The sequence below is a fragment of the Arthrobacter sp. SRS-W-1-2016 genome, from assembly GCF_002009585.1.
Classification (GTDB): domain Bacteria; phylum Actinomycetota; class Actinomycetes; order Actinomycetales; family Micrococcaceae; genus Arthrobacter; species Arthrobacter bambusae_A.
In genome coordinates this window covers 116,030-138,380 of the sequence record NZ_MTPV01000014.1, presented here as the reverse complement: position 1 = coordinate 138,380, position 22,351 = coordinate 116,030, and the positions used below count along the sequence as shown (strand labels likewise).

The window sequence follows — 22,351 nt, the reverse complement described above, 5'->3', positions numbered from 1 at the left end:
ATCGCTCCGATCGTGCTTGTGGTCGCTGTGATCATGTTCTTCGTCAACCGCGGCCGAAGCGTCTAAGCCCCGATCACGCAAGGGGATCGCGGGTTGGCCTGTGCTGGTGCACGTGCCTTTCGACGTGCCGGTGGCCTTTCGACGTACTGGTTACGGTCTGAATTTCGGTACGGCGAGTTGACCCGCAGTTCTCAGATGCCCAGCGGGATCGATGGGGAAGGCATTCTGGCTTCCTCAGCCCCTGCCCATGCCGACAGGAGGATCCTCGTCGGATTCGAGGGCCTCGGACGACCCGTCCTGGGGGTCAGGCTCCGGAAGGCCGGCAGGCCCTGGAACCCGGGTCCTGGCAGCTTCTGCAGAGGCGCCTTCCGCCCCGGGGCTCCGGCCAGTATCAGCTGAATCCAGACCCTCGGCAGAGGTCTGCGAGTTGCCTTCACGAAGGCCAGGCGAGGGTGCGTCGACTGACGAGCCATCAGCGCCCGCGGCTTCGCGTGCGGCTGCTGTGGCGTTGGTGGCCTCGCTGACCGAGGAGTTCACTTTGATGGGCTCGCCAGGCCTTCCGGGGTGGGGTAGGTGCCCGTCGTCGTTTGGTTCTGACGATCGGGCGAGGTCCTCCATGGCGTTCTCCGCTGCCTTGCTGATTTCGTCGCGCGCACTCATCATGCCTCCCAAGGTCCGGCGGAGCCGGGGGTTCCGGCATCTTCAATCCCAGATTAGTCAGTATGCTGATTAATTCGCTAGGGGCGGGGCGCGCTTGTTGGCCGGCTGGTAATAAGCCTGCTTACTATTAACCGCAGGAAATGGTTTGGTCGAGGTGATGCGGAGGAAGAGATGAACATGCACCGCCCGGGCTATGACAAGACGAGCAAAGGCGTGCGGCTGGGGAAAGCTCCACTGCCTGAGGACGTCGAGCGACTGTTGTCGCAGGCAGAGGAACGCATAGGCGACGTCCCCGCGTTGCTGGCGCTGGCCGAGATGACAGCACGGACGACGCCGGATCCCGGCGAAGGCGAGACGGCACGGCTGTGGGAGATCCTGGCGTCGCTGGCCGCAGTCGACGTTGCTGCTGCGCGCGTCTTCGAACCACACCTGGACGCCGGCGCCATTCTGAAGCAAGCGGGGCAGGAGGCCCTTTTCGACGGCACGTGGGGTGTGTTCGCCGCCGAGGGGCCGGGGCATGTTCTTGAGGCGCGGGATGCCGGGCAATCCACACCGGCGGGGTCCGGCGTGACGCTGTCCGGCTCGAAGCCTTGGTGCTCCCTGGCCGGCTATCTCGACCACGCAATCGTCACTGCGCAGACGCAATCGGGCAGTCGCCAGGCATTCGCCGTGGACTTGAGCTCCCCGGGAGTGAAAGTCGAAGAACCGCTCTGGATTAGCCACGGCCTCCGCGAAATTCCGAGCGGTACGGTGCATTTCGCTGACGTCCCTGCGGTCCCGGTCGGCGAGCCGGGCTGGTATTTCGATCGACCCGGCTTTGCCTGGGGAGGCATCGGCGTCGCCGCTTGCTGGCTGGGCGGCGCCGTCGGCCTCGTCCGCACGTTCAAGGACGCCCTTGCACGCCGGGAACCGGACCAGATCGCGCTTTCCGGCCTTGGCGAAGCGGACCGTTTGCTCGCTTCCGGATTCGAGCTGCTCCGCAGCGCGGGGGCCAGGATCGACGGCGGCACCTTAGGCGATCGCGAAGACAGCAACGGAGCGTGGGCGCATGCCTTGCGGATCAGGGGCAACGTTGCTGAGATCGTGGAAAGAATCCAGGACACCGTCGGTGAGAACCTGGGTCCGGCCCCGCTTGCCCGGGATGAGCGGCATGCCAAGCGGGTTTCCGATCTTCGCCTCTATGTCCGGCAACATCACGGCCAGCGCGACGACGCCCAACTCGGATCGCTGGTCTTGAAGGGCGCAAACACATGGTGACTTTTGCACATGCCGATGCAGGCACGGCCGAGGACGAGTGGCTGAGGGCGGGGGTGGATCTGCTGCCTGAACTCCCACTGGACGATGCCGAACTGGCCGGCCGAACCGTCGTCGTGCTCGCTGCCCATCCCGACGACGAAACTCTCGGTGCCGGTGGCCTCATCACCCGGCTGGTGGACTTGGGGGCCGCCGTCAGAGTGGTGCTGTGCAGCGCGGGCGAGGCCTCGCACCCGCACTCTCCGACCACCACCCCTGGCGAGCTGGCAAGGCTCAGGGTGCGGGAGTTCGAAAACGCGATGGCCGCGTTGGGTGTGGGCGCCCGTTGGACGAACCTGCGGCTCCCCGACGGCCAGCTCGGACGTCACCGCCCGGCGATCCGCGACGCCTTGCGGGCTGCCGTCCGGAATGCTGCAGTCCGGGACGCTGGCGGGAGCCTGCCCTCCGACGTCGTGCTGGTGGCGCCTTTGCGGGGGGACGGCCACCCCGATCATGACGTCGTCGGTTCCGTTGCCGCGGAACTCGCCGAAGCGGAGGGTCACGGGCTCCTCGAATACCCGATCTGGTACTGGCTTTGGGCCAATGTAGCTGACGCGCGATGGCGCAGCTGGGTGCGGTCGGAACTGACGGCGCGCGGCGGGGAAGCCAAGTCCGCGGCCTTGCAGGCCCACCGCTCACAGATGGAACCTCTCTCAGGACGGCCTGGTGACGAAGCACTCCTGCAGGAGCATTTCGTCGACCATTTCCGCCGGACGTGGGAGACCTTTGCGTGGACTCCTCCTTCAGGCGGGAACACAGCGGCCGACGCGGAGCGCGTTTTCGACGCCGTACACCTTGCATCCAGCGACCCCTGGGATTATTCGAGCAACTGGTACGAGAAGCGAAAACGCGACTTGACCATGGCGGCGCTGGCCGATCCGCGCTACGCCCGGGGACTCGAACTGGGCTGCTCCACTGGAGTGCTGAGCGCCGAACTCGCCCAGCGCTGCGAGCAACTCCTCTGCGTGGATGCGAGCAGCCAGGCCCTCGCCTCGGCGGATGCCCGGCTTGCCGATAACCCAGGGGCAACGACGGCGCACATGACGGTGCCCACCCAGTGGCCCGATGGCCGGTTCGACCTCATCGTCATCTCAGAGGTGGGGTATTACTTGAGCCGCGCCGAGTTGGACGCCGTGCTCGACAAATCGGTGGATTCGCTCCTGCCGGGCGGGACATTGGTGATGTGCCATTGGCGCCATCCGATTTCTGGCTGGTCACTGGATGGAGACAGCGTCCATGCGGCCGCGCGGGGGCGGCTGCCCTGGCCTTCCGCCGCGGTGTACCGGGAGAAGGCCTTCATCCTTGAGACGTTCATCGCGGCCGCGGCCGGAAGCGCTGATGCCCGCGCCTAGCCTTGAGGGCGGCAACCGGCCCCTCCCTGGAATCCCGTCCGCACACGGTGGGCCAGTCGATGGCAGCATCGCCCATGTCGCCGTCGTGGTCCCCGCCCGCAACGAGGCCGAGCGCATCGCCCCGGCGATCCGCGCCATATGCCGCGCCGCCGCCGAGTTGCGCGCGCTGCGCCCCGGCGTGGACATCGGCGTCGTGGTGGTGTTGGACGCGTGCGACGACGGCACGGGAGATGCCGCCATCGACGCCGCAGGCTCCGACGGGTGCCTCAGCCTCCTGGACGTTCGGCTGCACAGCGCCGGGGCCAGCAGGGCGGCCGGCATCCGGGCCGCCCTCGCCGCCACGACCACGGCCCCTGAACAGATCTGGCTGGCAAATACCGATGCCGACTCCGTGGTTCCACCGCATTGGCTCTGCGGCCAAGTGGACTTCGCCGAGTCCGGGGCGGACGCCGTGCTGGGCACCGTTGAACCGGACCCCGGCGAGCTGGACATGAGCCTGCTCAACGCGTGGGCACGCAGGCATCGCTTCGCCGAGGACCACCCCCATGTGTTCGGCGCGAACTTCGGCGTCCGTGCTTCGCACTACCTCAGAGTGGGCGGGTTTGAGCCAGTGCACCTCCACGAGGACCGGATCCTGGCGGCGCGCCTCCGGCGATCCGGCAGCGCCGTAGTCGCGACGGACACCCTCAGGGTCATCACCTCCAGTCGCCTGCACGGCCGGGCGCTCCACGGGTTCGCCGGTTACCTTCGTGGCTTGGGCGAGGCGATGGCCATGCCTCCGGACACCGCAGCGGCGAGCAGCGCCACGAGCTAGGTATTTGAGCCCGTTATGGTCTGGCGTTCCGGGAGCGTCTCCAAGCGCGTGGCCGTCCTCCGTTCATTCCAGCGTTACCTCGCATCCATGCGGTGACCGGATGATGGCCCCGATGGGGAATCGACTATGACACTGAGGAACTTAACCATGGACATCAGACCTTCCCGCAAGCCCTTCATGTTCGGCGCTGTACTCTCGGCCGCAGTCCTCCTGAGCTGCACCGCCGTCCCGGCCAACGCCGCCCCGGCGTCTCCCTACACGGTCAAGTCCTTCGCTGCTGTCGGCAGCGAGAGCAAGCCGGATGACATCACGCGCCTTGGCAACAACATCTATGTGGCCTTCCAGAACGGCGTCGGCCCGATGGGCGAACCCTCCACGAGCGGTGCAACCGCGAGCACGATCCAGCAATACTCCCTCGACGGAACCCCGGGCGCGTCCTGGACGATTACGGGCAAGATCGACGGGCTGCACGCTGACGAGGCAGGCCAAAGGCTGCTGGTGACAACGAACGAGGACGGCAACTCCGCTTTCCACACCGTGACACCGTCCGGCGGCGCTGGCGCCGTGAAGGACTTCGCCTACACCGGACTGACGCACGGGGGCGGCACGGACACGGCCACGATCTACCAGGGCAAGATCTTCATCACCGCCTCGAACCCGTCCGACACCACCGGGCCGGCCGTCTACCAGGCAACGCTGAGCGGCTCGACAGCCGCCCTGGCCCCGGTCTTCACGGACAACGCCACCGCAACCGTCGCCAACGCCGGCTCGACAGGGACCACGGCCCTTGCCCTGACCGACCCTGACTCCGCGACAGTGGTCCCGGCCGACAGCCCCCGCTTCAAGAACCAGTTCGCGCTTGCCTCACAGGGCGACCAGCAGCTGATCTTCGCCGACCGCGCCGGGACCCCGCAGCAGTCGCTGCAGGTGCTCAACCTCAGCCAGCAGGTCGACGACACCGCCTTCGCGACGACGTCACGGCAAACCCTGTGGATCACCGATCCCGACCACAACACGGTGCTCTCCGTCACCGGCCCGTTCGGGGCCGGCCAGGCACTCTCGACCGTGACGCCGGATGCCGCCCCGGACTACCTCGCGGCGCTGGACCTTTCGACCGGATCGCTCACACCGGTCCCGGGTCTGTCCTCGATCCACCCGAAGGGCTTGCTCTTCACGAGCGCACACTAGGTTCGCGTCCGCAGACGAAATCCGCGCGGCACCTTCCTTGGGAGGTGCCGCGCCGTCGTTCCCGGCCCCGCGCTGAGCGCTCATCCTCAGTTCCAGTGCGGGGGCATTGCCAGGCCGGAGGGGAGAAGAGTCGCGCGGCTCCCTCTCGCGGCGTTGAGCTGAGGCTGTGTCAGGTAGAGGGCCTTCGACAGATCAGCGCCGTCAAGCCGGGCATCCCGCAAGTCTGCACCGAGCAGATCCGCACCCGATAAGTCACTGTCGCGCAGATCGGCGGCAATGAGTCAGTCCGGCTTCCAGATGATCGTCGACGGCCACGAAGGTCGGCGCGTCCAGCCTTTGGTGAGTCGTGAGGATGTTTCTGCATCGAAACACCGAAGGGCCACCGCGTCGCGCGAGTGGCCCTTCAGCTTGTCCTCTGGCGTGGACTTATGCGGGGACGTCGAACCGCTGGCCTTCGGGCTTGGACGGCAGGATCGTCAAGATGAGCAGTGCCAGGCTCCCGAGGAACGGGACGAGGCCGATGAGGATCAGCCAGCCGCTGAAGTTCACATCGTGGAGGCGGCGGACAGTCAGGGCCAGGGACGGGACAATGACGGCCAGTCCCCAGATGACCAGGAGGATGACGCCGATCATCATGCCCGGGCCCGGGACTGTGGTACCGGAGTCATTGACGGTTGCACCGGTGGAGCCGGCCACCGACGTGATGATGTTCAGAACGATGCTCACGACGATGGAGATAAGCATCCACCACCAGTACTCGCTGCGGCTGGCCCGTCCGGTGAAGGTGGCGTACTTCTTGAAGAACCGGCGTGCTGCCTCACCGATAGGTGCACCGTAGTAGGGAGCCCAAAGCGGGACGGCACTGCCAAACTGGGTGGTCTGTTGCTGCTGGTACGACAAATGGATCTCCTAAATAGACGAGTAATGACGCTTTATCGTAGGGGGCCAAACCGCCCGTCAAGTTGTACCGCAGATGAAATTTCGGTACGGCGTGTCGGAACTATGGATCGCACTCGAACGTTGAAGCACTTTCATGCGCGCCGGCGGCGAAAATCAGACATCTGGGAAACTCGCGCACCAGGGCTTGTGGGCGTTCCAGCGCCTCCCGTCCGTGTCGGCCCCTGCAGTACCGCTATGGTCCTGCCATCCCGGCGAAGTCCCGGCCATCCTTTTTCGACTAGGCCGTCATTTTGTTGACCTTCCTGCGCCCGGATCGGAAACTTGGCCCTATGACTAGGGAAGACGAAGCGCGGGCCCTTGTGGCTGTCATCAACAACCTGTCCGAGCGGTTCCCCGATATGCCACGCCCGGACATCGAGTCCGTAGGCGCCCCGTTGAGCGGGAGCCTCCGGGGTTGATCTGGAACCTCCGAGATCGCCGTCAGTTTGGCGGATCGTTACCCACGAATGTTCCCGGCGGCATCCAGGCGCCAAACACGGGGCCGGGATCCGGTCGCTTTGCGTGCCGCCCGTCGTCGGAGATTCCTTGTTTGAGGCGTTGCAGGACCCACGGGAACAAGTGGTACCGCGCCCAGATAATGTCGTCCGCCCGTGCTTCGCGCCAGCTGCGTCCCGGCAACGCTTTCGGAGTCATCGGCTCCAAGGTGTGCGGAACGTTGAGGGTATCGAGCACCATGATGGCGATGGTGTGCTGACCCAGGGGAGAGAAGTGGAGCCGGTCCGGATCCCACATCCGTGGGTGGGTGAGTTGACGCAGTGCCCAGAGATCGGCGATGACCGCATCGTGGCGGGCCGCAATCGTCCGTAGGTTCTCGTTGAAGATGGCCACCTTGGCGCGGGTCCGGCCCAGCACGGGCGTAGCGCCCCAGTCCGGGCCGGCGAACAGGACGACCGTCGCACCGGTGGAGGCCAGGAGCTGCACTCCGGCATCCATCCGGGCGGCGAGTTTGTCGGGATCGGTTCTACGGAAGATCAAATCATTGCCGCCGGCATTGAGCGTGATCAGATCCGGCTGCAGGGCCAGCGCGGGGCCAACCTGCTCGTCCAGGATCTGATGGAGCAACCTGCCACGGACCGCCAGATTCGCGTAAGCAAAATCTTCGTGTCCGGCGCTCAGTTCTTCCGCGACCCGGTCCGCCCAGCCTCGCAGGCCGCCCGGGCTGCGGGGCTCCGGATCTCCTACCCCTTCGGTGAAGGAATCACCCAGGGCCACATAACGGCTCCAGGGGTGCAGGCGGGCCCCCGGACCTACGGAGCCACCCTGCGCCGGACCATCGGCGCTGGGAGCGTTCATCCCTCCATACTGCTCCTAACGGGCCGAACGCGCCACGGCGTGGACCTTGGCCGCGCGCCGGATGCGCATCCTAGGGTTATCCAATGAGCTTCGAATTATCATCGCGGATCGATCCTGAACTGTGGTCACTCGTCGATGAAACCCGCGCTTTCTACGCCCACCGGCCGGCCGGCCGCGGCCCGGGGAGTCTGGAAGAGCTCCTCGCATTCCGGGCTGGCGCGCCAGCACCTGCGGAGTGTGATCCACAGCCAGTCATAGAGCAGGCAAGTGCGCTTGGCCGAAGCGTTCCGGTGCGGATCCACAGTCCGGTCAGTTCACCGGTGGCGGGAGTGTTCCTGGAAATCCCCGGCGGCGGCTTCTACATGGGCTCAGCCGCTGGAAGCGATGTTCGCAACAGGCGGCTTGCCGACGCATTGGGTGTTGCCGTAGTCAGCGTGGATTACCGGCTTGCCCCCGAGCACCCGTGGCCGTCCGCACCCGACGACTGCGAGACGGCAGCGCTGTGGCTGGTCGAGCAGGCCGAAAGCCGTTTTGGTACCGCGAAACTCGCTGTCGGTGGCTTCTCTGCCGGTTCAACGCTGGCGGTTTCCACGCTTGTCCGGTTGCGCGATCGCGGGGTCACGGCCTTCAGCGGCGGCGTGCTGCAGTTCGGCACCTATGACCTCGCCGCGAAGACGGAGGCCGGGCGCCTGATCGCCGACGAGTATTTTCTTGACGCGTATGCCGGGACTGCTCCGGATCGCGCCCACCCCGACCTTTCACCGCTCTTCGCCGACCTTGCTGGGCTGCCGCCGATCCTTATCGTGGTTGGCCGCGACGACATCCTTTTGGAAGACAATCTCGCCATGGCCTCGCGGATGTCTGAAGCCGGTGTCGAGGTCGACCTGCGTGTTTATCCCGCATCCCCTCATGGATTCACCGGACATGCGACGCCCATGGCACTAGCCGCCCTCGAACGCATCGACGCCTGGCTTCGAGCTCGGCTAAGCCAAGCAGACTGAATCGTTCGGCCAAGAGGATCACAAGGATCGAATCCCGGCATCAATTCCCCGAGTGTGACGAGAGCGGCTAGACCTGCACAAAGGTGTGCGCCGGGTTGCTTGTGGTGGCCCCGCCCTTGCTGTAAGTTACTCACCAGTAACTTACGCGAAGGAGCGCCATGTCCAAGGCAGCAATCGACCTCGAGAATCTCCCATACGCCGACGGCGACTTCTATGGATTTGAGCAACTGCTTACGGGCAAGGAACAAGACCGGCTGGCCGAGATCCGGACTTTCCTGTCCCGTGAAGTCAAGCCGATTGCCGTTGATTGCTGGAACCGGGGGGAATTCCCGATGGACCTGATTCCCAAGCTGGCTGAGATTGACCTAGTCAGCCCGGTGAGGCGGCAAGGCTATTCCAACGTGTTCGCTGGCCTTGTCCACGCAGAAGCAACGCGCGCCGATGCCTCGATTGCCACGTTCATGGGCGTCCACGACGGCTTGTTCACTGGTTCCATCGAGGCCTTGGCATCCCGGGAGCAACAAGAAGCCTGGCTGCCGGACGTCTACTCCCTCAAGAAGATCGGCGCCTTTGGACTGACCGAGCCGTTGGGCGGCTCGGACGTCGCAGGCGGCACCCGGACCACTGCGCGCCGCGACGGCGACAACTGGATCCTCAACGGGGCGAAGCGCTGGATCGGCAACGCCACCTTCTCGGACTGGGTTGTGGTCTTCGCCCGCGACCTCGCCGACAATCAGGTCAAGGGCTTCCTGGTGGACACGGGCCTCCCCGGATTCAAGGCCAGCAAGATCGAGAACAAGATCTCGCTGCGGACCGTCCAGAATGCCGATATCACCCTTGAAAACGTGGTGGTTCCGGACTTCTTCAAACTGGCCAATGCGAACAGCTTCAGGGACACCAACAAGGTCCTGAAAGTCACCCGGCTTTCGGTCGCGTGGCAGGCTGTGGGCCAGCAGCTTGCGGCGTTCGACGTTGCCCGCCGCTACGCGGTTGAACGGATGCAGTTCGGGAGGCCCCTGGCATCGTTCCAATTGGTGCAGCAACAACTCGTGCAGATCCTGGGCAACACCGTCAGTTCCATGGGCATGATGGTCCGTCTCGCGCAGCTTGAGGATGCCGGCGTCGCCAAGGACGAGCAATCCGCGCTGGCGAAGGCCTTCACCACGGCCCGCATGCGCGAGAGCGTAGCCCTGGGAAGGGGAATCCTCGGTGGCAACGGCATTGTCACGGACTACGAGATGGCCAAGATCTTCGCCGACGCCGAGGCTATCTACTCCTACGAAGGCACCCACGAAATCAACACCCTTGTCACGGGGCGGGCCATCACCGGGATTTCCGCCATCGTCTAGCGGCGGTAAATCTTGCAGCACGCGCAGCTCGTCCAGCGCCAACCAATCGTCCAGAGGCAGCAACACTGACGGCCGGAGATCCGTGACGAAGGCAAGCGGGTCCACATAGTCCTCCCCGGACCGAACTCCCCAATGGACGCACGGAGATCCCGCGCAGTGGCCGGCTCTGACGACGCCGATGGCTTGGCCCGTGGCCACGGGTGCGCCTTCTTCGAGTTCGCTGTCGACGGGCTCAAAGCTGCTCCGCAGCCCGTTCCCGTGGTCGATGGTGATCACCGGCCGGTCCACCACGACGCCCACGAAGCCCACAGTGCCGCCAGCGGGGGCGGCGACCGTTGCGCCGTCGTCGGTTGCTTGTAAATCCACGCCGCGGTGCCCGCTCAACCACGGCTTGTCCGGAGGATCGAACCCACGCAGAACGGTGGGCCTGGGGGAGAGGGGCCACGCCCAGTCCGGGCCGGTCCCGGACTGGACTGGCGGGCCCGACGGCGGCGATGCAACGGCAGGCGCCGCGCCGAGGACAACGGGCAAAAGGCCGAGGGCAACGAGCAAAAGAACGTAGGCCGGTAGATGTGCGGTTCTCACGTAACAAGCCTTCGTTGGGGTGGCGCGTCCCGAAAGGCGCCAGCCTGGCTATGTGGAAAACCAGGCGGAAAATCCGCCGAAGAACGGACCCTTACGATCGCGCGACGGCGGTCATGAGGCTGAAGGCGCTGTAGTACACTTGGTGGAGCAGTTTGCTGTGCCCTCAGGCTTGTTCAGAAGCGCTTCTCATTCAGTCGCGCGGGGGCTGCAGGCTGACTACGCGTATCCAACCCTCCAATTGCGAATCCTCGCGGATTCAACGCTGCGGAGGATTGTGCCTCTTGCGGTCCGGCGAGTCATTGGCCGGATGGGAAGTGCAATGGATGCCAGGAGCCACGGCCCGTTCGGGTCCGGCTAATTAACCGTCAACTATTGGCAGGGTAAGAGTGGCCCGTGTGGCGCTCTCATGAATGACCTGCCGGAAGGAGCGTCGGCATGCCCGTCGTAACTATGCGCCAGCTGCTTGACAGCGGCGTCCACTTTGGACACCAGACCCGTCGTTGGAACCCGAAGATGAAGCGATTCATCTTCACGGAGCGCAACGGCATCTACATCATTGACCTTCAGCAGTCGCTGTCCTACATCGACCGCGCTTTCGAGTTCGTCAAGGCTACTGTCGCCCACGGCGGCACCGTCCTGTTCGTCGGCACCAAGAAGCAGGCTCAGGAAGCAATCGCTGAGCAGGCTACCCGTGTTGGCCAGCCGTACGTCAACCAGCGTTGGTTGGGCGGTATGCTCACCAACTTCCAGACTGTTGCCAAGCGCATCCAGCGCATGAAGGAACTCGAAGAGATCAACTTCGAGGACGTTGCAGGCTCGGGCTACACGAAGAAGGAGCTCCTGCTCCTCAAGCGCGAGCTCACCAAGCTGGAAACCAACCTCGGTGGTATCCGCAACCTGACCAAGGCTCCTTCCGTTCTGTGGGTTGTTGACACGAAGAAGGAACACCTGGCTGTTGACGAAGCCAAGAAGCTGAACATCCCGGTTGTTGCCATCCTGGACACCAACTGCGACCCCGACGAAGTTGACTTCCCGATCCCGGGCAACGACGACGCCATCCGCTCCGTAAACCTGTTGACCCGCGTGGTTGCCGACGCCGTTGCCGAGGGCCTCATCGCCCGTAACCAGCGCGCAACCGGTGCTGCAGAGGCGCCGGAAGAGCCGCTGGCTGAGTGGGAGCGCGAGCTCCTCGAAGGCAGCAAGGCTGAAGCTGCTGAAGCTCCGGCCGCCGAAGCCCCGGCTGCGGAAGCTGCTGAAGCCCCGGCTGCCGAGGCCACCGAAGCTGCTGCCGGCGAAGCCGAAGCAGACAAGTAAATCCGGACCTTTCCCGCGCTGATTTCGGTGCGGGGAGCTACTGACAGGATGGCGGCCCACCCGGTGGGCTGCCGTCCTGTCAGTCCGTAAACACATAAATTTCTAGACAGAGGGGTTCACATGGCGAACTACACTGCTGCTGACATCAAGGCCCTGCGCGAGCGCACCGGCGCCGGCATGATGGACGTCAAGAAAGCTCTTGACGAGGCCAACGGCGACGCCGAGAAGGCCATCGAGATCATCCGCATCAAGGGCCTCAAGGGCGCTACGAAGCGTGAAGGCCGTTCCACCGCCGAAGGCTTGGTTGCAGCCAAGGTCACGGACGGCGTCGGCGTAATGATCGAGGTCAACTGCGAGACCGACTTCGTTGCCAAGGCTGACAAGTTCATCCAGCTGGCCGACAAGGTCCTGGCCGTCGCCGTCGAGTCCGGCGCTGCCGACCTCGAGACCCTGCTGGCCATCGACGTCGAAGGCAAGCCCCTTTCCGAGGTTGTCGTCGAAGAAGGTGCCGTTCTCGGCGAAAAGGTTGTTGTCCGCCGCATCGCCCGCATTGAAGGCGGCACGGTTGACGCTTACCTGCACAAGACCTCCAAGGACCTCCCGGCCCAGGTCGGCGTCCTGTTCGCCGTCGAGGGCGAGGGCGACGCCGCTGCTACCGCAGCCCACGACGTCGCTGTCCACGTTGCAGCCATGGCCCCGAACTACCTGAGCCGCGAAGACGTCCCGGCCGAGCTGGTCGAGTCCGAGCGCCGCATCGCCGAAGAGACTGCCAAGGCCGAAGGCAAGCCGGAAGCCGCTCTCACCAAGATCGTCGAAGGCCGCGTGACGGGCTTCTACAAGGGCGAAGTTCTCTTGGACCAGGCATTCGCCAAGGACTCCAAGAAGACCGTTGCACAGGTCCTCGAAGAGGCCGGCGTCAAGGCAACCGCAGTTGCCCGTTTCCGCGTCGGAAACTAGTTAGACATACAAAAGGGGTGGTCACTTCGGTGGCCGCCCCTTTTGCATGCAACGGCAGGCCCGCACCGAGTGCCTCCACAGCCGGCAGCTTTCTGCCCGGCCCCCAGCAAGATAATCTAGCCAGAGTCCACAAACGGGAAGGCACCATGGAAACCGAGAACACTGCAATCCATCCGGAGAAGACCCGTCGTCGTGTACTGCTGAAGCTGTCCGGCGAGGTCATCGGCGGCGGAAAGCTTGGCGTGGACCCGGAAACCGTCCGCGCCATCGCCAAGCAAATCGCCGCAGCTGTTTCCGAGGTCGAGGTGGCAATCGTCGTAGGAGGCGGAAACTTCTTCCGCGGCGCCGAACTTTCCCAGAGCGGCATGGACCGTTCCCGCGCCGACTACATGGGTATGCTCGGCACAGTCATGAACTGCCTGGCCCTGCAGGATTTCCTGGAGCAAGCCGGCGTCGAGACCCGCGTCCAGAGCGCCATCACCATGGGGCAGGTTGCCGAGGCCTACATTCCGCGCCGTGCCATCCGCCACATGGAGAAGGGCCGCGTGGTGATCTTCGGTGCAGGCGCAGGCCTTCCGTACTTCTCCACCGACACCGTTGCCGCCCAGCGCGCCCTCGAAGTGCATGCAGACGTCGTGCTCATGGCAAAGAGCGGCGTGGACGGCGTGTACACCGCGGATCCCAAGAAGGACCCCACGGCCGAGAAGCTCGAAAAGCTCAGCTACGACGAGGCCCTGCGCCGCGACATCCGCGTCATGGACCAGACCGCCATGACCATGTGCAAGGACAACAATTTGTCCATGGTCGTCTTCGGCATGGAAGGCGAAGGGAACGTCACCCGGGCCATTCTCGGCGAAAAGCTGGGCACTCTGGTCACCCCCTAGCAAGGGCTAGGATATTTCTAGGACTCTTCCGCCCGCAGGGGCGGAAATTTATTGTGCATTGCGGCCCGTGGACCGGGGCGCGACTATTTCTGAGGAGAAACCGTGATCGAAGAAACCTTGCTCGAAGCCGGGGAAAAGATGGACAAGGCGGTCGAGGTAGCCAAGGAGGATTTCGCGTCGATCCGTACCGGTCGCGCGAACCCCGGACTCTACAACAAGGTGATCGTGGAATACTACGGCACCCCCACACCGCTGCAGCAGCTCGCTTCCTTCGCTATTCCGGACGCCAGGACCATCCTGATCACGCCCTTTGACAAGACCTCGATGCGCGACATCGAAAGGGCCTTGAGCGACTCCGAGGTCGGCGCCAATCCGTCCAACGACGGCAACGTCATCCGGATCACCATCCCGGAGCTCACCCAGGAACGCCGCAAGGAATACGTCAAGATCGTCAAGGGCAAGGGTGAGGACGCAAAGGTTTCCATCCGAAGCATCCGGCGCAAAGCCAAGGACGCCCTGGACAAGCTCGTCAAGGACGGCGAAGCCGGAGAAGACGAAGGTGCCCGTGGCGAAAAGGAACTCGACGCCATCACGAAGGCCCACGTCGACGGTATCGATGAGCTCCTCAAGCGCAAGGAAGCCGAGCTGCTCGAGGTCTGATGAGCGAGGCTGAGCCGGCGCCCGCGCAGGGAATCCCCACACGCGCCAGACGCCAACGAGGCAACCCAACGCCCAAGGCCGGCCGGAATCTTCCGGCCGCCATCGGCGTCGGGCTCGCCATGCTCTTCGCCGTCCTCGGAGGGCTGCTGTTCCTGCCGCTCGGGTTCGTGCTGCTGACCACCGCGTTCGCGGTGCTCGGTGTGTGGGAAATCTTCCGTGCGCTCGAAGGCCAAGGTACCAGGATGCCGATCATCCCCGTGTTGACCGGTACCGTGGCGATGCCGTTGGCGGCTTATTTCGGCGGCACCGAGAGCCTCCTTTTCGCGATGGTGCTGAGCAGCACGGCCGTTCTGCTCTGGCGGTCCCTTGAAAGCGCTGCGGGAGCTCCGCGCAGCGTCTTCTCAGGAATCTTCACGCTTGCCTGGGTCCCTTTCCTGATCAGCTTTGCCATCGTGCCTCTCCATGTCGGCACGGGAGCGACGACGGCGGGTCCGTGGCCCGGCGGGCAGGTTCCGGCGGGTGCCTGGCAGATTGCTGTGATGCTGTTGCTGGTGGTGTCCAACGATACTTTCGGGTATCTCGTCGGCTCGCTGTTCGGCAAGCATCCGATGGCTCCCAAGATCAGCCCCAAGAAGACCTGGGAAGGTTTTGCCGGCTCGGTGGCAGGTGCCATGGTGATCGGGGTCCTCGCCAGCATCTTCGTGCTGGACCGGCCCTGGTGGGTCGGCGTGGTGCTTGCCGTTGGCATGGTTGCCGCGGCTACCGCCGGGGACCTCGCGGAATCCATGGTCAAGCGGGAACTTGGCGTCAAAGACATGAGCAGCATCCTGCCCGGACACGGCGGGGTCATGGACCGGCTCGACTCGATCGTCTTCGCGGCTCCGGCAGCATTTATTCTTTACGCGCTGTTGAGCGGCGCCTGACAACCACCCAGAAGGAAAGCAGTGGCAGTGGACATTCGTCGCCAGATCCCCGCAGCATTTGAGCGCGTGGCGCACAGCAAGTATGGCTACAACGCAAAGCAGGTAGACCAGTTTTTCCAGCGCGCCCGGTTGTCGTTCGAAAACAGGGCCGAGGCATCGGAGAAGATCGGCAGCGGCGATGTCCGCGCCGTTTCGTTTGATCCTGTCAAAGGCGGCTACGACGCCACTGCCGTGGACGCAGCACTGGACCGCCTTGAAGACGCCTTCGCCCGGCGCGAACGCGACGAGCTGATAGCGGCCGAAGGCGAGGAAGCCTGGTTGCTGAAGATCGGCAAACTCTCCGGAGTGCTGCGGGGCCGTTTGCACCGGCCAGATGGCGAACGTTTCCGCCGGCCGGACAAGAAGCGCGCCCGCAGCTACAACATCGCCGAGGTCGATGCCTTGTGTGTCTCCCTGATCGGTTACCTGGAAAACGACAAGCCGCTGAGCGTCGACAACGTCCGCCGGGCAGCTTTCTCCGAGGCCCGCGGTCGCGACGGCTATGAAGAGGCGCAGGTTGATGCTTTCCTCGACCGGGTGGTCGAACTCATGGCGGCCATCGACTAGCCAAGCTCCGGCCCACCCGGGAATCGGGGCGGTACCGCTTTATGCAGCAATCCCTCCCACACTCGGTGTGGGAGGGATTGCTGCTTCCGCCTGGGCGGAAAGGTCTTTGTGGTTAAGGCTTAGTGGTTATGGACGCCCGGCAGGGAGTGCTCTCCGTGCGGGACGGCATGCGCTCCGGCCACCGAGGCGGCGAGCCCCGGCGTCGTAATTGCCGCGACGACGACGGCGGCAGCGAAGGCGGCCCCCAAAAGCGCACCGGCACGTGGGGGAGCCGAGGCGGTTCCCCCGACGTCGTCGCGAAACCTGCGGGCGAGCCAGGCGGAGGATCCCAGCGCCATCAGGACCAGGAAAAGAGCCGCCAGATGCCCGCCGTCGAGCACCCTTTGGGCCATGCCGGCAACCAGGAATCCGACGTGGACCAGCACGGCCGCGAGGAGGCCCGCGGTTGTTGGCTTACGGAACCGGAGCCGCCCCCTTTGGAGGCTGGCAATCGAGCTTGCGATCAGCGCCAGGCCCCAGACCGCGAAGAGGCCGCCCGCCCACACCAGGGGTCCCCGGCCCAAGATGTAGCTCGAGGCGATGGAAAGCTCGACGAGGCCCGCGCCCATTCCCGCAAAGCACGAGAACAAGGTGAGGGAGGCCCCGAGGGTGGGTCCCACGGACGTCGTTGGCTGAGCTGACACGGGGGTCGCAGCTTGAGCTGACACGGACGGCTCCTTCCGGGTTTCGAGGTGTTTAGACGTGGGCCCTGGCGGTGGTGGCCGGAACCTTGTCCTGCGAGAGGCCGATGCCGAGAAGAACCACAGCGCTGGCAAGGTGCAGGACGTTGTCTGCGCCGTTAAGGGCAATGATGTTCAGTGCGGAGCCCACGAGGAACAGTCCGAGGATGCCGACGAGCAAGTAGACGGCGCCGACGGTGGTGTTGACGGTCTTGGACAGAACGGTGCTGTTCATGCCCGAGTAGAGGAGGGCCGCGCCAATGGCGAGGTGGATGATGTTGTGCAGGGGGTTTACCGCAAAGATGATCAGATTGGCACCCTCGGTTGCGAAGAATCCAATTCCCGAGGTGACGAAGAATCCAACGACACCCACGAGCAGGTAGACGGCGCCAAAGATGGTGGCGATCAGGCGGTTGGGCGAAGTGCGCATGGTCCAAACCTTCCGGTATGGCCGGGGTTGTATCCGGCCTGTGTTCGAAACCCCGGACGGGGCTCTCAACCAGATATTCGGACTCCCCGGCACTATGGATGGGTCGGATGGGACGAATTTTTTCGGAGTTATCCCTGCGGCTGGAGACGGATGGCGTCCATCTTCAAATCATTGCCCTCAAAGTTGTACCTGAAGTCAATGGTTTTGCCTTGGCACTGCAGGGTTCCAACAACGTCGGCGGTGTTGTTGCCGTTGAATGAACCGACGTTTACGGAGTCGTAATGGGGCCTGCAGGTGTTGTCCAGCCCGAGACCCGCAATGCCGGCAATGAACTTGTCCTTCGTCAAGGTTCGGGTGAGCACGGGGTTCATGTACTGGTCGTACGCCTGGGAGCTTTGGCCGTTCACGATCAGGCGGGTGAAGTCGTCGGAGACGGCCTGGGCCCTGTTCGTAGCACTTCCCACCACGTTGACCAGAACGACGACCCCCACGATGACAAGGGCGAGGAACGCGGCCACCGCTCCGAGAATGATCCAGAGGAGCTTTCGGTTCTTAGCAGGCGGCGGGACGGGCATCCCGTAGGGGTGTGGAGGGTAGGCCCCCTGCCCTGGCGGGGCGTAGGGGCCGGAGTAGGCGCCGGAGTACTGCCCGGGAGCGGGGTACTGCGCCGGCGGTGTGAACTGGCCCGGAGCCGGATACTGGCCCGGCGGTGTGAACTGGCCCGGCTGGACGAACTGGCTTGGCCGGCCGTAAGGGGCGGGGTATTGGCCGGTTGGGCCCTCAGGCGGCGTGTTGCCGTGCCGCGGTGCTTTGCCTCCCGACGCCGGCGGGACGGCCCGAGGGTCCTGGTCAGGCTGCGGCGGTACTTGCGGGGTGCTCACGGGTGGTTCCCCTTCCCGGCGACCAGGCCTGCGCCGCCAACCGGACAGAAGCCGCCAGCCGGCCCCCTAGGCGTCCACCTGCATCAAATCGCACATTCCAGCGAGGAGCAAGGGGATTCAAGGGCTCAGCCCGTGCGGAGCGCCTTCTTGGTATTCCGGTTCAGCAACGGCTGCACTCGGAAAGGAATCAATTCGCCCATGGACATGGCTGTGTCCGTTCGTTCCACTCCGTCGCACGCAAGGATCTTGCCGTTGATCCGGAACAGATCCTCGGCGTCGAGCGCCACCACCCGCAGCAGCAGGTCAGCCGAACCGGTCAGCCCGTACCCCTCCAGGATTTCCGGGATTTCGGCGAGGTCCAAGGCAAGCTGCCCAAGCTTCTGCTGCTGCACATGCACCGAGATGAACGCCATGAGCGGGTAGCCGAGGGCTGCCGGGTTGATGCGCCGTTCGAAGGAAAGGAACGCATGCTTCTTTTCCAGCTGGGCCATCCGTGCCTGGACCGTATTCCGGGAAAGTCCCAGCTTCTGCGCCAAGGCCACCACCGTGCCGCGGGGATCCTTCGCCATGGCCGAAAGCAGGCGTGTGTCGGTGCCATCTAAAGCTTGCATAATGCGCAACGTTAGCACGGTGCCTACCATCCAGATAGGGCAGAATGCACAGAATTTTCAACGGTGGTTGTACCCAATGAGCATTGTGAGTAGGGTCACAATTAATCCAGGCGACGACGCCCGGATGCTGGCCCGCGGGTGGATCACAAGTCCCTCCAAAGGCCTGCGAGCACGAGCTGAAAGGTGCGATCAACTGTGTTGACGGACGAACCCGGCCAGGACGCCTACAAGGTGCCGAATCCCGGAATCAGTGCAGCAAGCCCGCGTCGGACCGGCGGGGATCTGGTCCAGCTGATTTCCCCGGAAGGGGAACGCATCAGCCACCCGGAGTTCGATCTCTGGGTCAGCGATGTCACGGACGAACAACTGTGCTCGCTGTACGAGGACATGATGGTCATCCGCCGCATCGACGCCGAGGCCACGGCCTTGCAGCGTCAGGGTGAGCTGGCCCTGTGGCCGCCACTGCTGGGCCAGGAAGCCTCCCAGATCGGTTCCGGCAGGGCCCTCAGGGACGACGACTTTGTCTTCCCCAGCTATCGGGACAACGGCGTTGCCTACTGCCGCGGCGTGGAGCCAACGGATTTGGTCCGCGCGTGGCGCGGCAACGCTTCGGCCGGTTGGGACCCCTACCGCCACAACATCGCCACCCAGCAGATCATCATCGGCTCGCAATCGCTGCACGCAACCGGCTACGCGATGGGCATCCAGTACGACGGAGCGGACTCCGTGGCAGTTGCCTACTTCGGCGATGGCGCCACGAGCGAGGGCGATGTCAACGAGGCCATGGTCTTCGCAGCGAGCTTCCAGGTACCCGTGGTCTTCATCTGCCAGAACAACCACTGGGCAATCTCGGAACCCGTCCGGATTCAGTCCCACATCCAGATCGCCGACCGTGCTTCGGGCTTCGGAATCCCCAGCATGCGGGTCGACGGGAACGACGTCCTGGCTGTCCTGGCTGCCACGCGCATTGCGTTGGACCGGGCCCGCAACGGCGGCGGACCGACCTTCATCGAAGCGGTGACCTATCGCATGGGCCCGCACACGACGGCAGATGATCCCACCCGTTACCGCGACGCCAATGAACTTGAAGACTGGGCAGCCAAGGACCCGATTACCCGGCTCAAGGCGCTCCTTCGGACCAAGGGACTCCTGACGGAAGAAGTCGAAGCCAAGACCCAGGCCAAAGCGGACGAGGTGGCCAGGGACCTGCGGGCAGGAGTCATCAACATGCCCGATCCCGCGCCCCTTGACCTTTTCAAGCACGTCTACAGCACGCCCAACTCCTGGATCGAACGCCAGAAGGACCACTACTCCCGCTATCTGGAAAGCTTCAGCGGATCAACCCAGGAAGGTGCCCTCTGATGAGCAAGCTGACCTTCGCCCGCGCCATCAACGCCGGCCTGCGCAAGTCCCTCGAAAACGATCCCAAAGTTGTCCTCATGGGTGAGGACATCGGAGCGCTCGGCGGCGTTTTCCGTGTGACCGACGGCCTCCAGAAAGACTTCGGCAAACACCGGGTGGTTGATACTCCCTTGGCCGAATCCGCGATTATCGGCACCGCCGTCGGACTGGCCTACCGCGGCTACCGGCCGGTCTGCGAAATCCAATTCGATGGCTTCATCTACCCGGCATTCGACCAGATCGTCAGCCAAGTAGCCAAGATGCATTACAGGACCCAGGGCCGCGTCAAGATGCCCATCACCATCCGGGTTCCCTTCGGCGGCGGAATCGGTTCGCCCGAGCACCACTCCGAGTCCCCGGAAGCCTACTTCACGCACACCTCGGGACTCCGCGTCATCAGCGTCTCCAACCCGCAGGACGCCTACACCATGATCCAACAGGCCATCGCCTCGGACGACCCGGTGCTCTACTTCGAACCCAAGCGCCGCTACCACGACAAGGGAGAAGTGGATGAGACGGCGGAGCTTTCCACGGCGCTGTCCATGGAGAAGGCAAGGGTGGTCACTCCAGGCAGCGACGTCACTTTGGTGACGTACGGACCGCTCGTAAAGACCGCGAACGACGCCGCCATGGCCGCCGCCGACGAAGGGGTCTCCGTGGAGGTCATCGACCTGCGCTCGCTCGCTCCGATCGACTTCCCGGCAGTGGAGGCATCCGTCCGCAAGACCGGCAGGCTCGTCATCACGCATGAGGCTGCGCAGTCCGGCGGGCTCGGCGCCGAAATCGCCGCCAGCATCACCGAGCGTTGCTTCAACTACCTTGAAGCGGCGCCGGTCCGGATCACCGGGTTCGACATCCCGTACCCGTACTCAAAGCTCGAGATGCACCACCTGCCGGACCTGGACAGGATCCTTGACGGTGTGGACCGCGCACTCGGCCGCGGCAACTCCCTGAGCGGGCTGGAAGGATGAGCGCCACCATGATCAAGGAATTCAGGCTGCCCGACCTCGGTGAAGGACTCACCGAGTCGGAAATTCTCAGCTGGAAAGTCGCGGTGGGGGACACCGTGACGTTGAACCAGGTCATTGCCGAGGTCGAGACGGCCAAGGCCGTAGTTGAGTTGCCTTCGCCCTTCGCCGGAACCGTCGCCGCCTTGCACGAACAGGCCGGTTCCGTTGTGGAGGTCGGCAAGCCGATCGTCTCCTTTGAGGTCGACGACGCCGGAGCCCCACCTTCCGGTGCTAGCGGTTACGACGCGGGAGCTTCCCCCGGGGCCGCCCCGAGCCCGGCGGAGAGCGCGGCCAAGCGCGAGCCGAACCTCGTGGGCTACGGTGCCGTCGTCGAAAAGTCCGGACGCCCCGCCCGACGCCAGCGGAGCTTTGACGCGGGCGCCACCGAACGCGAGCCGGTCCGGGAGCCCGTTCCCGCCGTCGGGCCCGCTCCCGCCGTCGAGCCCTTTTCCACCGTCGAAACTACGGCACCGCCCGCGGTTGCAAGCGAGACTTCAGCGGAGCAGGAACGACCACGGTCCACGCCTCCGGTCCGCAAGCTGGCGAGGGATCTCGGAATCGACCTCGAGCTGGTCAAAGGAACCGGACCGGGAGGCCTGATCACCCGTTCGGACGTCCAGGACTTCGCTTCCGGGTCCCAGGCGCAGGTTTCGGCTCCCGAGGTCGCCCCCGCCGCTGCGTCCGCCGTCGGGGTTTCAACTGAACGCGAGACGCGCACGCCCATCAAGGGAGTCCGGAAATTCACGGCAGCCGCCATGGTGCAAAGCGCCTTCACGGCGCCGCACGTTACGGAGTTCCTCACCGTGGACGTCACTCCGACCATGGAACTGCTGACGCGGCTCAAGGCCAGCCGCGAATTTGCCGGGTACAAGCTCACGCCGCTGACCATCGCGGCCAAGGCAGTGTTGATTGCCCTCCGCAGGAACCCGAGCCTGAACTCCCGCTGGGACGAAGGCGCACAGGAGATCGTGCAGTTCAACTACGTCAACCTGGGTATCGCCGCCGCCACGCCGCGGGGCCTGACTGTTCCCAATATCAAAGACGCGGACCGGATGACGCTGCTGGAACTGTCCACGGCGTTGTCGGCTCTCACGGACACGGCGCGTTCGGGCAAGACCTCCCCGGCAGACCTGACGGGCGGGACTATCTCGATCACGAACATCGGCGTGTTCGGGATCGACGCCGGCACCCCCATCTTGAACCCGGGCGAGGCTGCCATCGTCGCGCTCGGATCGGTGCGCAAGGCCCCGTGGGTGCACAATGACGAGCTCGCAGTCCGCCAGGTCATGTCCCTGAGCCTGTCCTTCGACCACCGGCTGGTGGACGGCGAACAGGGCTCGAAGTTCCTGGCCGACCTGGGCGCGATCCTGTCCGACCCTGCCACCGTCATGACGATGATCTAGCGGTTCTCCGGCCCAACTAACTCGCAGTTGTTGTCGTTTTGAACGCTCAGAACGACA

The 22,351-nt window shown here is 64.4% G+C and carries 23 protein-coding genes and 2 pseudogenes; 16 read left to right on the top strand and 9 right to left on the bottom strand.

The features are described from left to right. Positions 1-234: 234 nt before the first annotated feature. Positions 235-660 (bottom strand): hypothetical protein, encoded by a 426-nt coding sequence (locus tag BMF89_RS03820; RefSeq protein WP_216353782.1) that lies wholly within the window; start codon positions 658-660, stop codon positions 235-237. Between the two features lie 171 nt (positions 661-831). Here BMF89_RS03820 and BMF89_RS03815 point away from each other — a divergent pair, with 171 nt between their 5' ends. The 4 genes from BMF89_RS03815 to BMF89_RS03800 all read left to right on the top strand — a co-directional run bounded on the left by BMF89_RS03815 (position 832) and on the right by BMF89_RS03800 (position 5,307). Next, the gene (locus BMF89_RS03815) at positions 832-1,917 is read left to right on the top strand and encodes an acyl-CoA dehydrogenase family protein (RefSeq protein WP_366214756.1); all 1,086 of its coding nucleotides are present in this window, start codon (positions 832-834) and stop codon (positions 1,915-1,917) included. After that, positions 1,911-3,305, top strand: a complete 1,395-nt coding sequence (locus tag BMF89_RS03810) for a bifunctional PIG-L family deacetylase/class I SAM-dependent methyltransferase (RefSeq protein WP_078105738.1) — start codon at positions 1,911-1,913, stop codon at positions 3,303-3,305. The genes BMF89_RS03815 and BMF89_RS03810 overlap by 7 nt, the downstream gene beginning before the upstream one ends. Next, complete coding sequence (locus BMF89_RS03805) at positions 3,292-4,119, top strand: glycosyltransferase (RefSeq protein ID WP_078105737.1); 828 nt, start codon at positions 3,292-3,294, stop codon at positions 4,117-4,119. The genes BMF89_RS03810 and BMF89_RS03805 overlap by 14 nt, the downstream gene beginning before the upstream one ends. A 147-nt stretch (positions 4,120-4,266) precedes the next feature. Continuing rightward, positions 4,267-5,307, top strand: coding sequence for a hypothetical protein (locus BMF89_RS03800; protein WP_078105736.1), 1,041 nt, complete (start codon positions 4,267-4,269; stop codon positions 5,305-5,307). A gap of 86 nt (positions 5,308-5,393) precedes the next feature. Here BMF89_RS03800 and BMF89_RS03795 read toward each other — a convergent pair. Together BMF89_RS03795 and BMF89_RS03790 are read right to left on the bottom strand one after the other, a co-directional pair. Next, a pseudogene (locus BMF89_RS03795) lies at positions 5,394-5,588 on the bottom strand (pentapeptide repeat-containing protein); the annotation flags it as partial. Positions 5,589-5,733: 145 nt separating this feature from the next. Continuing rightward, a complete protein-coding gene (locus BMF89_RS03790) occupies positions 5,734-6,207 on the bottom strand; it encodes a DUF805 domain-containing protein (RefSeq protein ID WP_078105735.1) in 474 nt (157 codons plus the stop codon). A 329-nt stretch (positions 6,208-6,536) separates the two neighbouring features. On the opposite strand from BMF89_RS03790, the gene BMF89_RS22575 reads away from it, so the two are divergent. Then, the gene (locus BMF89_RS22575) at positions 6,537-6,665 is read left to right on the top strand and encodes a hypothetical protein (protein ID WP_290439665.1); all 129 of its coding nucleotides are present in this window, start codon (positions 6,537-6,539) and stop codon (positions 6,663-6,665) included. 22 nt (positions 6,666-6,687) lie between these two features. Here BMF89_RS22575 and BMF89_RS03785 read toward each other — a convergent pair whose 3' ends face one another. After that, on the bottom strand, positions 6,688-7,560 hold the full coding sequence (locus BMF89_RS03785) for an SGNH/GDSL hydrolase family protein (RefSeq protein WP_078105734.1): 873 nt from the start codon (positions 7,558-7,560) through the stop codon (positions 6,688-6,690). Positions 7,561-7,643: 83 nt separating this feature from the next. Between BMF89_RS03785 and BMF89_RS03780 the strand changes: the two genes are divergently transcribed. Then, entirely contained in the window at positions 7,644-8,561 is a 918-nt protein-coding gene (locus BMF89_RS03780; RefSeq protein WP_078105733.1) for an alpha/beta hydrolase, read from the top strand. 158 nt (positions 8,562-8,719) lie between these two features. Beyond that, positions 8,720-9,910 (top strand): acyl-CoA dehydrogenase family protein, encoded by a 1,191-nt coding sequence (locus BMF89_RS03775; protein WP_078105732.1) that lies wholly within the window; start codon positions 8,720-8,722, stop codon positions 9,908-9,910. 51 nt (positions 9,911-9,961) lie between these two features. On the opposite strand, the pseudogene BMF89_RS03770 reads toward BMF89_RS03775, so the two are convergent. Next, positions 9,962-10,495, bottom strand: a pseudogene (locus tag BMF89_RS03770) (M23 family metallopeptidase); the annotation flags it as partial. Between the two features lie 435 nt (positions 10,496-10,930). Here BMF89_RS03770 and rpsB point away from each other — a divergent pair. The 6 genes from rpsB (at position 10,931) to BMF89_RS03740 (ending at position 15,839) form a co-directional block, all read left to right on the top strand. Continuing rightward, entirely contained in the window at positions 10,931-11,809 is an 879-nt protein-coding gene (gene rpsB, locus BMF89_RS03765) for a 30S ribosomal protein S2 (protein WP_078105731.1), read from the top strand. Between the two features lie 120 nt (positions 11,810-11,929). Further along, a complete protein-coding gene (tsf, locus tag BMF89_RS03760) occupies positions 11,930-12,766 on the top strand; it encodes a translation elongation factor Ts (RefSeq protein WP_078105730.1) in 837 nt (278 codons plus the stop codon). Between the two features lie 146 nt (positions 12,767-12,912). Then, on the top strand, positions 12,913-13,650 hold the full coding sequence (gene pyrH / locus BMF89_RS03755; protein WP_059387847.1) for a UMP kinase: 738 nt from the start codon (positions 12,913-12,915) through the stop codon (positions 13,648-13,650). Between the two features lie 102 nt (positions 13,651-13,752). Then, positions 13,753-14,310, top strand: coding sequence for a ribosome recycling factor (gene frr, locus BMF89_RS03750; RefSeq protein ID WP_078105729.1), 558 nt, complete (start codon positions 13,753-13,755; stop codon positions 14,308-14,310). After that, complete coding sequence (locus BMF89_RS03745) at positions 14,310-15,233, top strand: phosphatidate cytidylyltransferase (RefSeq protein ID WP_078105728.1); 924 nt, start codon at positions 14,310-14,312, stop codon at positions 15,231-15,233. The genes frr and BMF89_RS03745 overlap by 1 nt, the downstream gene beginning before the upstream one ends. A 21-nt stretch (positions 15,234-15,254) precedes the next feature. Further along, positions 15,255-15,839 (top strand): DivIVA domain-containing protein, encoded by a 585-nt coding sequence (locus BMF89_RS03740; protein WP_078105727.1) that lies wholly within the window; start codon positions 15,255-15,257, stop codon positions 15,837-15,839. A gap of 119 nt (positions 15,840-15,958) precedes the next feature. Here the strand turns inward: BMF89_RS03740 and BMF89_RS03735 are convergent, their stop codons facing one another. The 4 genes from BMF89_RS03735 to BMF89_RS03720 form a co-directional block, all read right to left on the bottom strand. Beyond that, positions 15,959-16,546 (bottom strand): hypothetical protein, encoded by a 588-nt coding sequence (locus BMF89_RS03735; RefSeq protein WP_253190686.1) that lies wholly within the window; start codon positions 16,544-16,546, stop codon positions 15,959-15,961. Positions 16,547-16,574: 28 nt separating this feature from the next. Further along, the gene (locus tag BMF89_RS03730) at positions 16,575-16,988 is read right to left on the bottom strand and encodes a DUF4383 domain-containing protein (RefSeq protein ID WP_078105726.1); all 414 of its coding nucleotides are present in this window, start codon (positions 16,986-16,988) and stop codon (positions 16,575-16,577) included. A 128-nt stretch (positions 16,989-17,116) separates the two neighbouring features. Then, the gene (locus BMF89_RS22335) at positions 17,117-17,869 is read right to left on the bottom strand and encodes a hypothetical protein (protein WP_253190685.1); all 753 of its coding nucleotides are present in this window, start codon (positions 17,867-17,869) and stop codon (positions 17,117-17,119) included. A 125-nt stretch (positions 17,870-17,994) separates the two neighbouring features. Further along, complete coding sequence (locus BMF89_RS03720) at positions 17,995-18,480, bottom strand: Lrp/AsnC family transcriptional regulator (protein ID WP_078105724.1); 486 nt, start codon at positions 18,478-18,480, stop codon at positions 17,995-17,997. Between the two features lie 231 nt (positions 18,481-18,711). Here BMF89_RS03720 and pdhA point away from each other — a divergent pair, with 231 nt between their 5' ends. From pdhA to BMF89_RS03705, 3 genes are read left to right on the top strand one after another with little or no spacing between them, the layout of a single operon-like run. Then, a complete protein-coding gene (pdhA, locus tag BMF89_RS03715; protein ID WP_139359528.1) occupies positions 18,712-19,842 on the top strand; it encodes a pyruvate dehydrogenase (acetyl-transferring) E1 component subunit alpha in 1,131 nt (376 codons plus the stop codon). Further along, positions 19,842-20,852 carry an alpha-ketoacid dehydrogenase subunit beta gene (locus BMF89_RS03710; RefSeq protein ID WP_078105722.1) on the top strand — a complete coding sequence of 337 codons (1,011 nt, stop codon included), beginning with the start codon at positions 19,842-19,844 and terminating at the stop codon, positions 20,850-20,852. The genes pdhA and BMF89_RS03710 overlap by 1 nt, the downstream gene beginning before the upstream one ends. Then, positions 20,849-22,294, top strand: a complete 1,446-nt coding sequence (locus BMF89_RS03705) for a dihydrolipoamide acetyltransferase family protein (RefSeq protein WP_078105721.1) — start codon at positions 20,849-20,851, stop codon at positions 22,292-22,294. The genes BMF89_RS03710 and BMF89_RS03705 overlap by 4 nt, the downstream gene beginning before the upstream one ends. Positions 22,295-22,351 lie beyond the last annotated feature (57 nt).

Bases quoted from the DNA above. Each gene is read 5' to 3' on its own strand.
- BMF89_RS03820 (WP_216353782.1), bottom strand. From the start codon at position 660: ATGAGTGCGCGCGACGAAATCAGCAAGGCAGCGGAGAACGCCATGGAG.
- BMF89_RS03815 (WP_366214756.1), top strand. From the start codon at position 832: ATGAACATGCACCGCCCGGGCTATGACAAGACGAGCAAAGGCGTGCGG.
- BMF89_RS03810 (WP_078105738.1), top strand. From the start codon at position 1,911: ATGGTGACTTTTGCACATGCCGATGCAGGCACGGCCGAGGACGAGTGG.
- BMF89_RS03805 (WP_078105737.1), top strand. From the start codon at position 3,292: ATGCCCGCGCCTAGCCTTGAGGGCGGCAACCGGCCCCTCCCTGGAATC.
- BMF89_RS03800 (WP_078105736.1), top strand. From the start codon at position 4,267: ATGGACATCAGACCTTCCCGCAAGCCCTTCATGTTCGGCGCTGTACTC.
- BMF89_RS22575 (WP_290439665.1), top strand. From the start codon at position 6,537: ATGACTAGGGAAGACGAAGCGCGGGCCCTTGTGGCTGTCATCAACAAC.
- BMF89_RS03785 (WP_078105734.1), bottom strand. From the start codon at position 7,560: ATGAACGCTCCCAGCGCCGATGGTCCGGCGCAGGGTGGCTCCGTAGGT.
- BMF89_RS03780 (WP_078105733.1), top strand. From the start codon at position 7,644: ATGAGCTTCGAATTATCATCGCGGATCGATCCTGAACTGTGGTCACTC.
- BMF89_RS03775 (WP_078105732.1), top strand. From the start codon at position 8,720: ATGTCCAAGGCAGCAATCGACCTCGAGAATCTCCCATACGCCGACGGC.
- rpsB (WP_078105731.1), top strand. From the start codon at position 10,931: ATGCCCGTCGTAACTATGCGCCAGCTGCTTGACAGCGGCGTCCACTTT.
- tsf (WP_078105730.1), top strand. From the start codon at position 11,930: ATGGCGAACTACACTGCTGCTGACATCAAGGCCCTGCGCGAGCGCACC.
- pyrH (WP_059387847.1), top strand. From the start codon at position 12,913: ATGGAAACCGAGAACACTGCAATCCATCCGGAGAAGACCCGTCGTCGT.
- BMF89_RS03745 (WP_078105728.1), top strand. From the start codon at position 14,310: ATGAGCGAGGCTGAGCCGGCGCCCGCGCAGGGAATCCCCACACGCGCC.
- BMF89_RS03730 (WP_078105726.1), bottom strand. From the start codon at position 16,988: ATGCGCACTTCGCCCAACCGCCTGATCGCCACCATCTTTGGCGCCGTC.
- BMF89_RS03720 (WP_078105724.1), bottom strand. From the start codon at position 18,480: ATGCAAGCTTTAGATGGCACCGACACACGCCTGCTTTCGGCCATGGCG.
- BMF89_RS03710 (WP_078105722.1), top strand. From the start codon at position 19,842: ATGAGCAAGCTGACCTTCGCCCGCGCCATCAACGCCGGCCTGCGCAAG.
- BMF89_RS03705 (WP_078105721.1), top strand. From the start codon at position 20,849: ATGAGCGCCACCATGATCAAGGAATTCAGGCTGCCCGACCTCGGTGAA.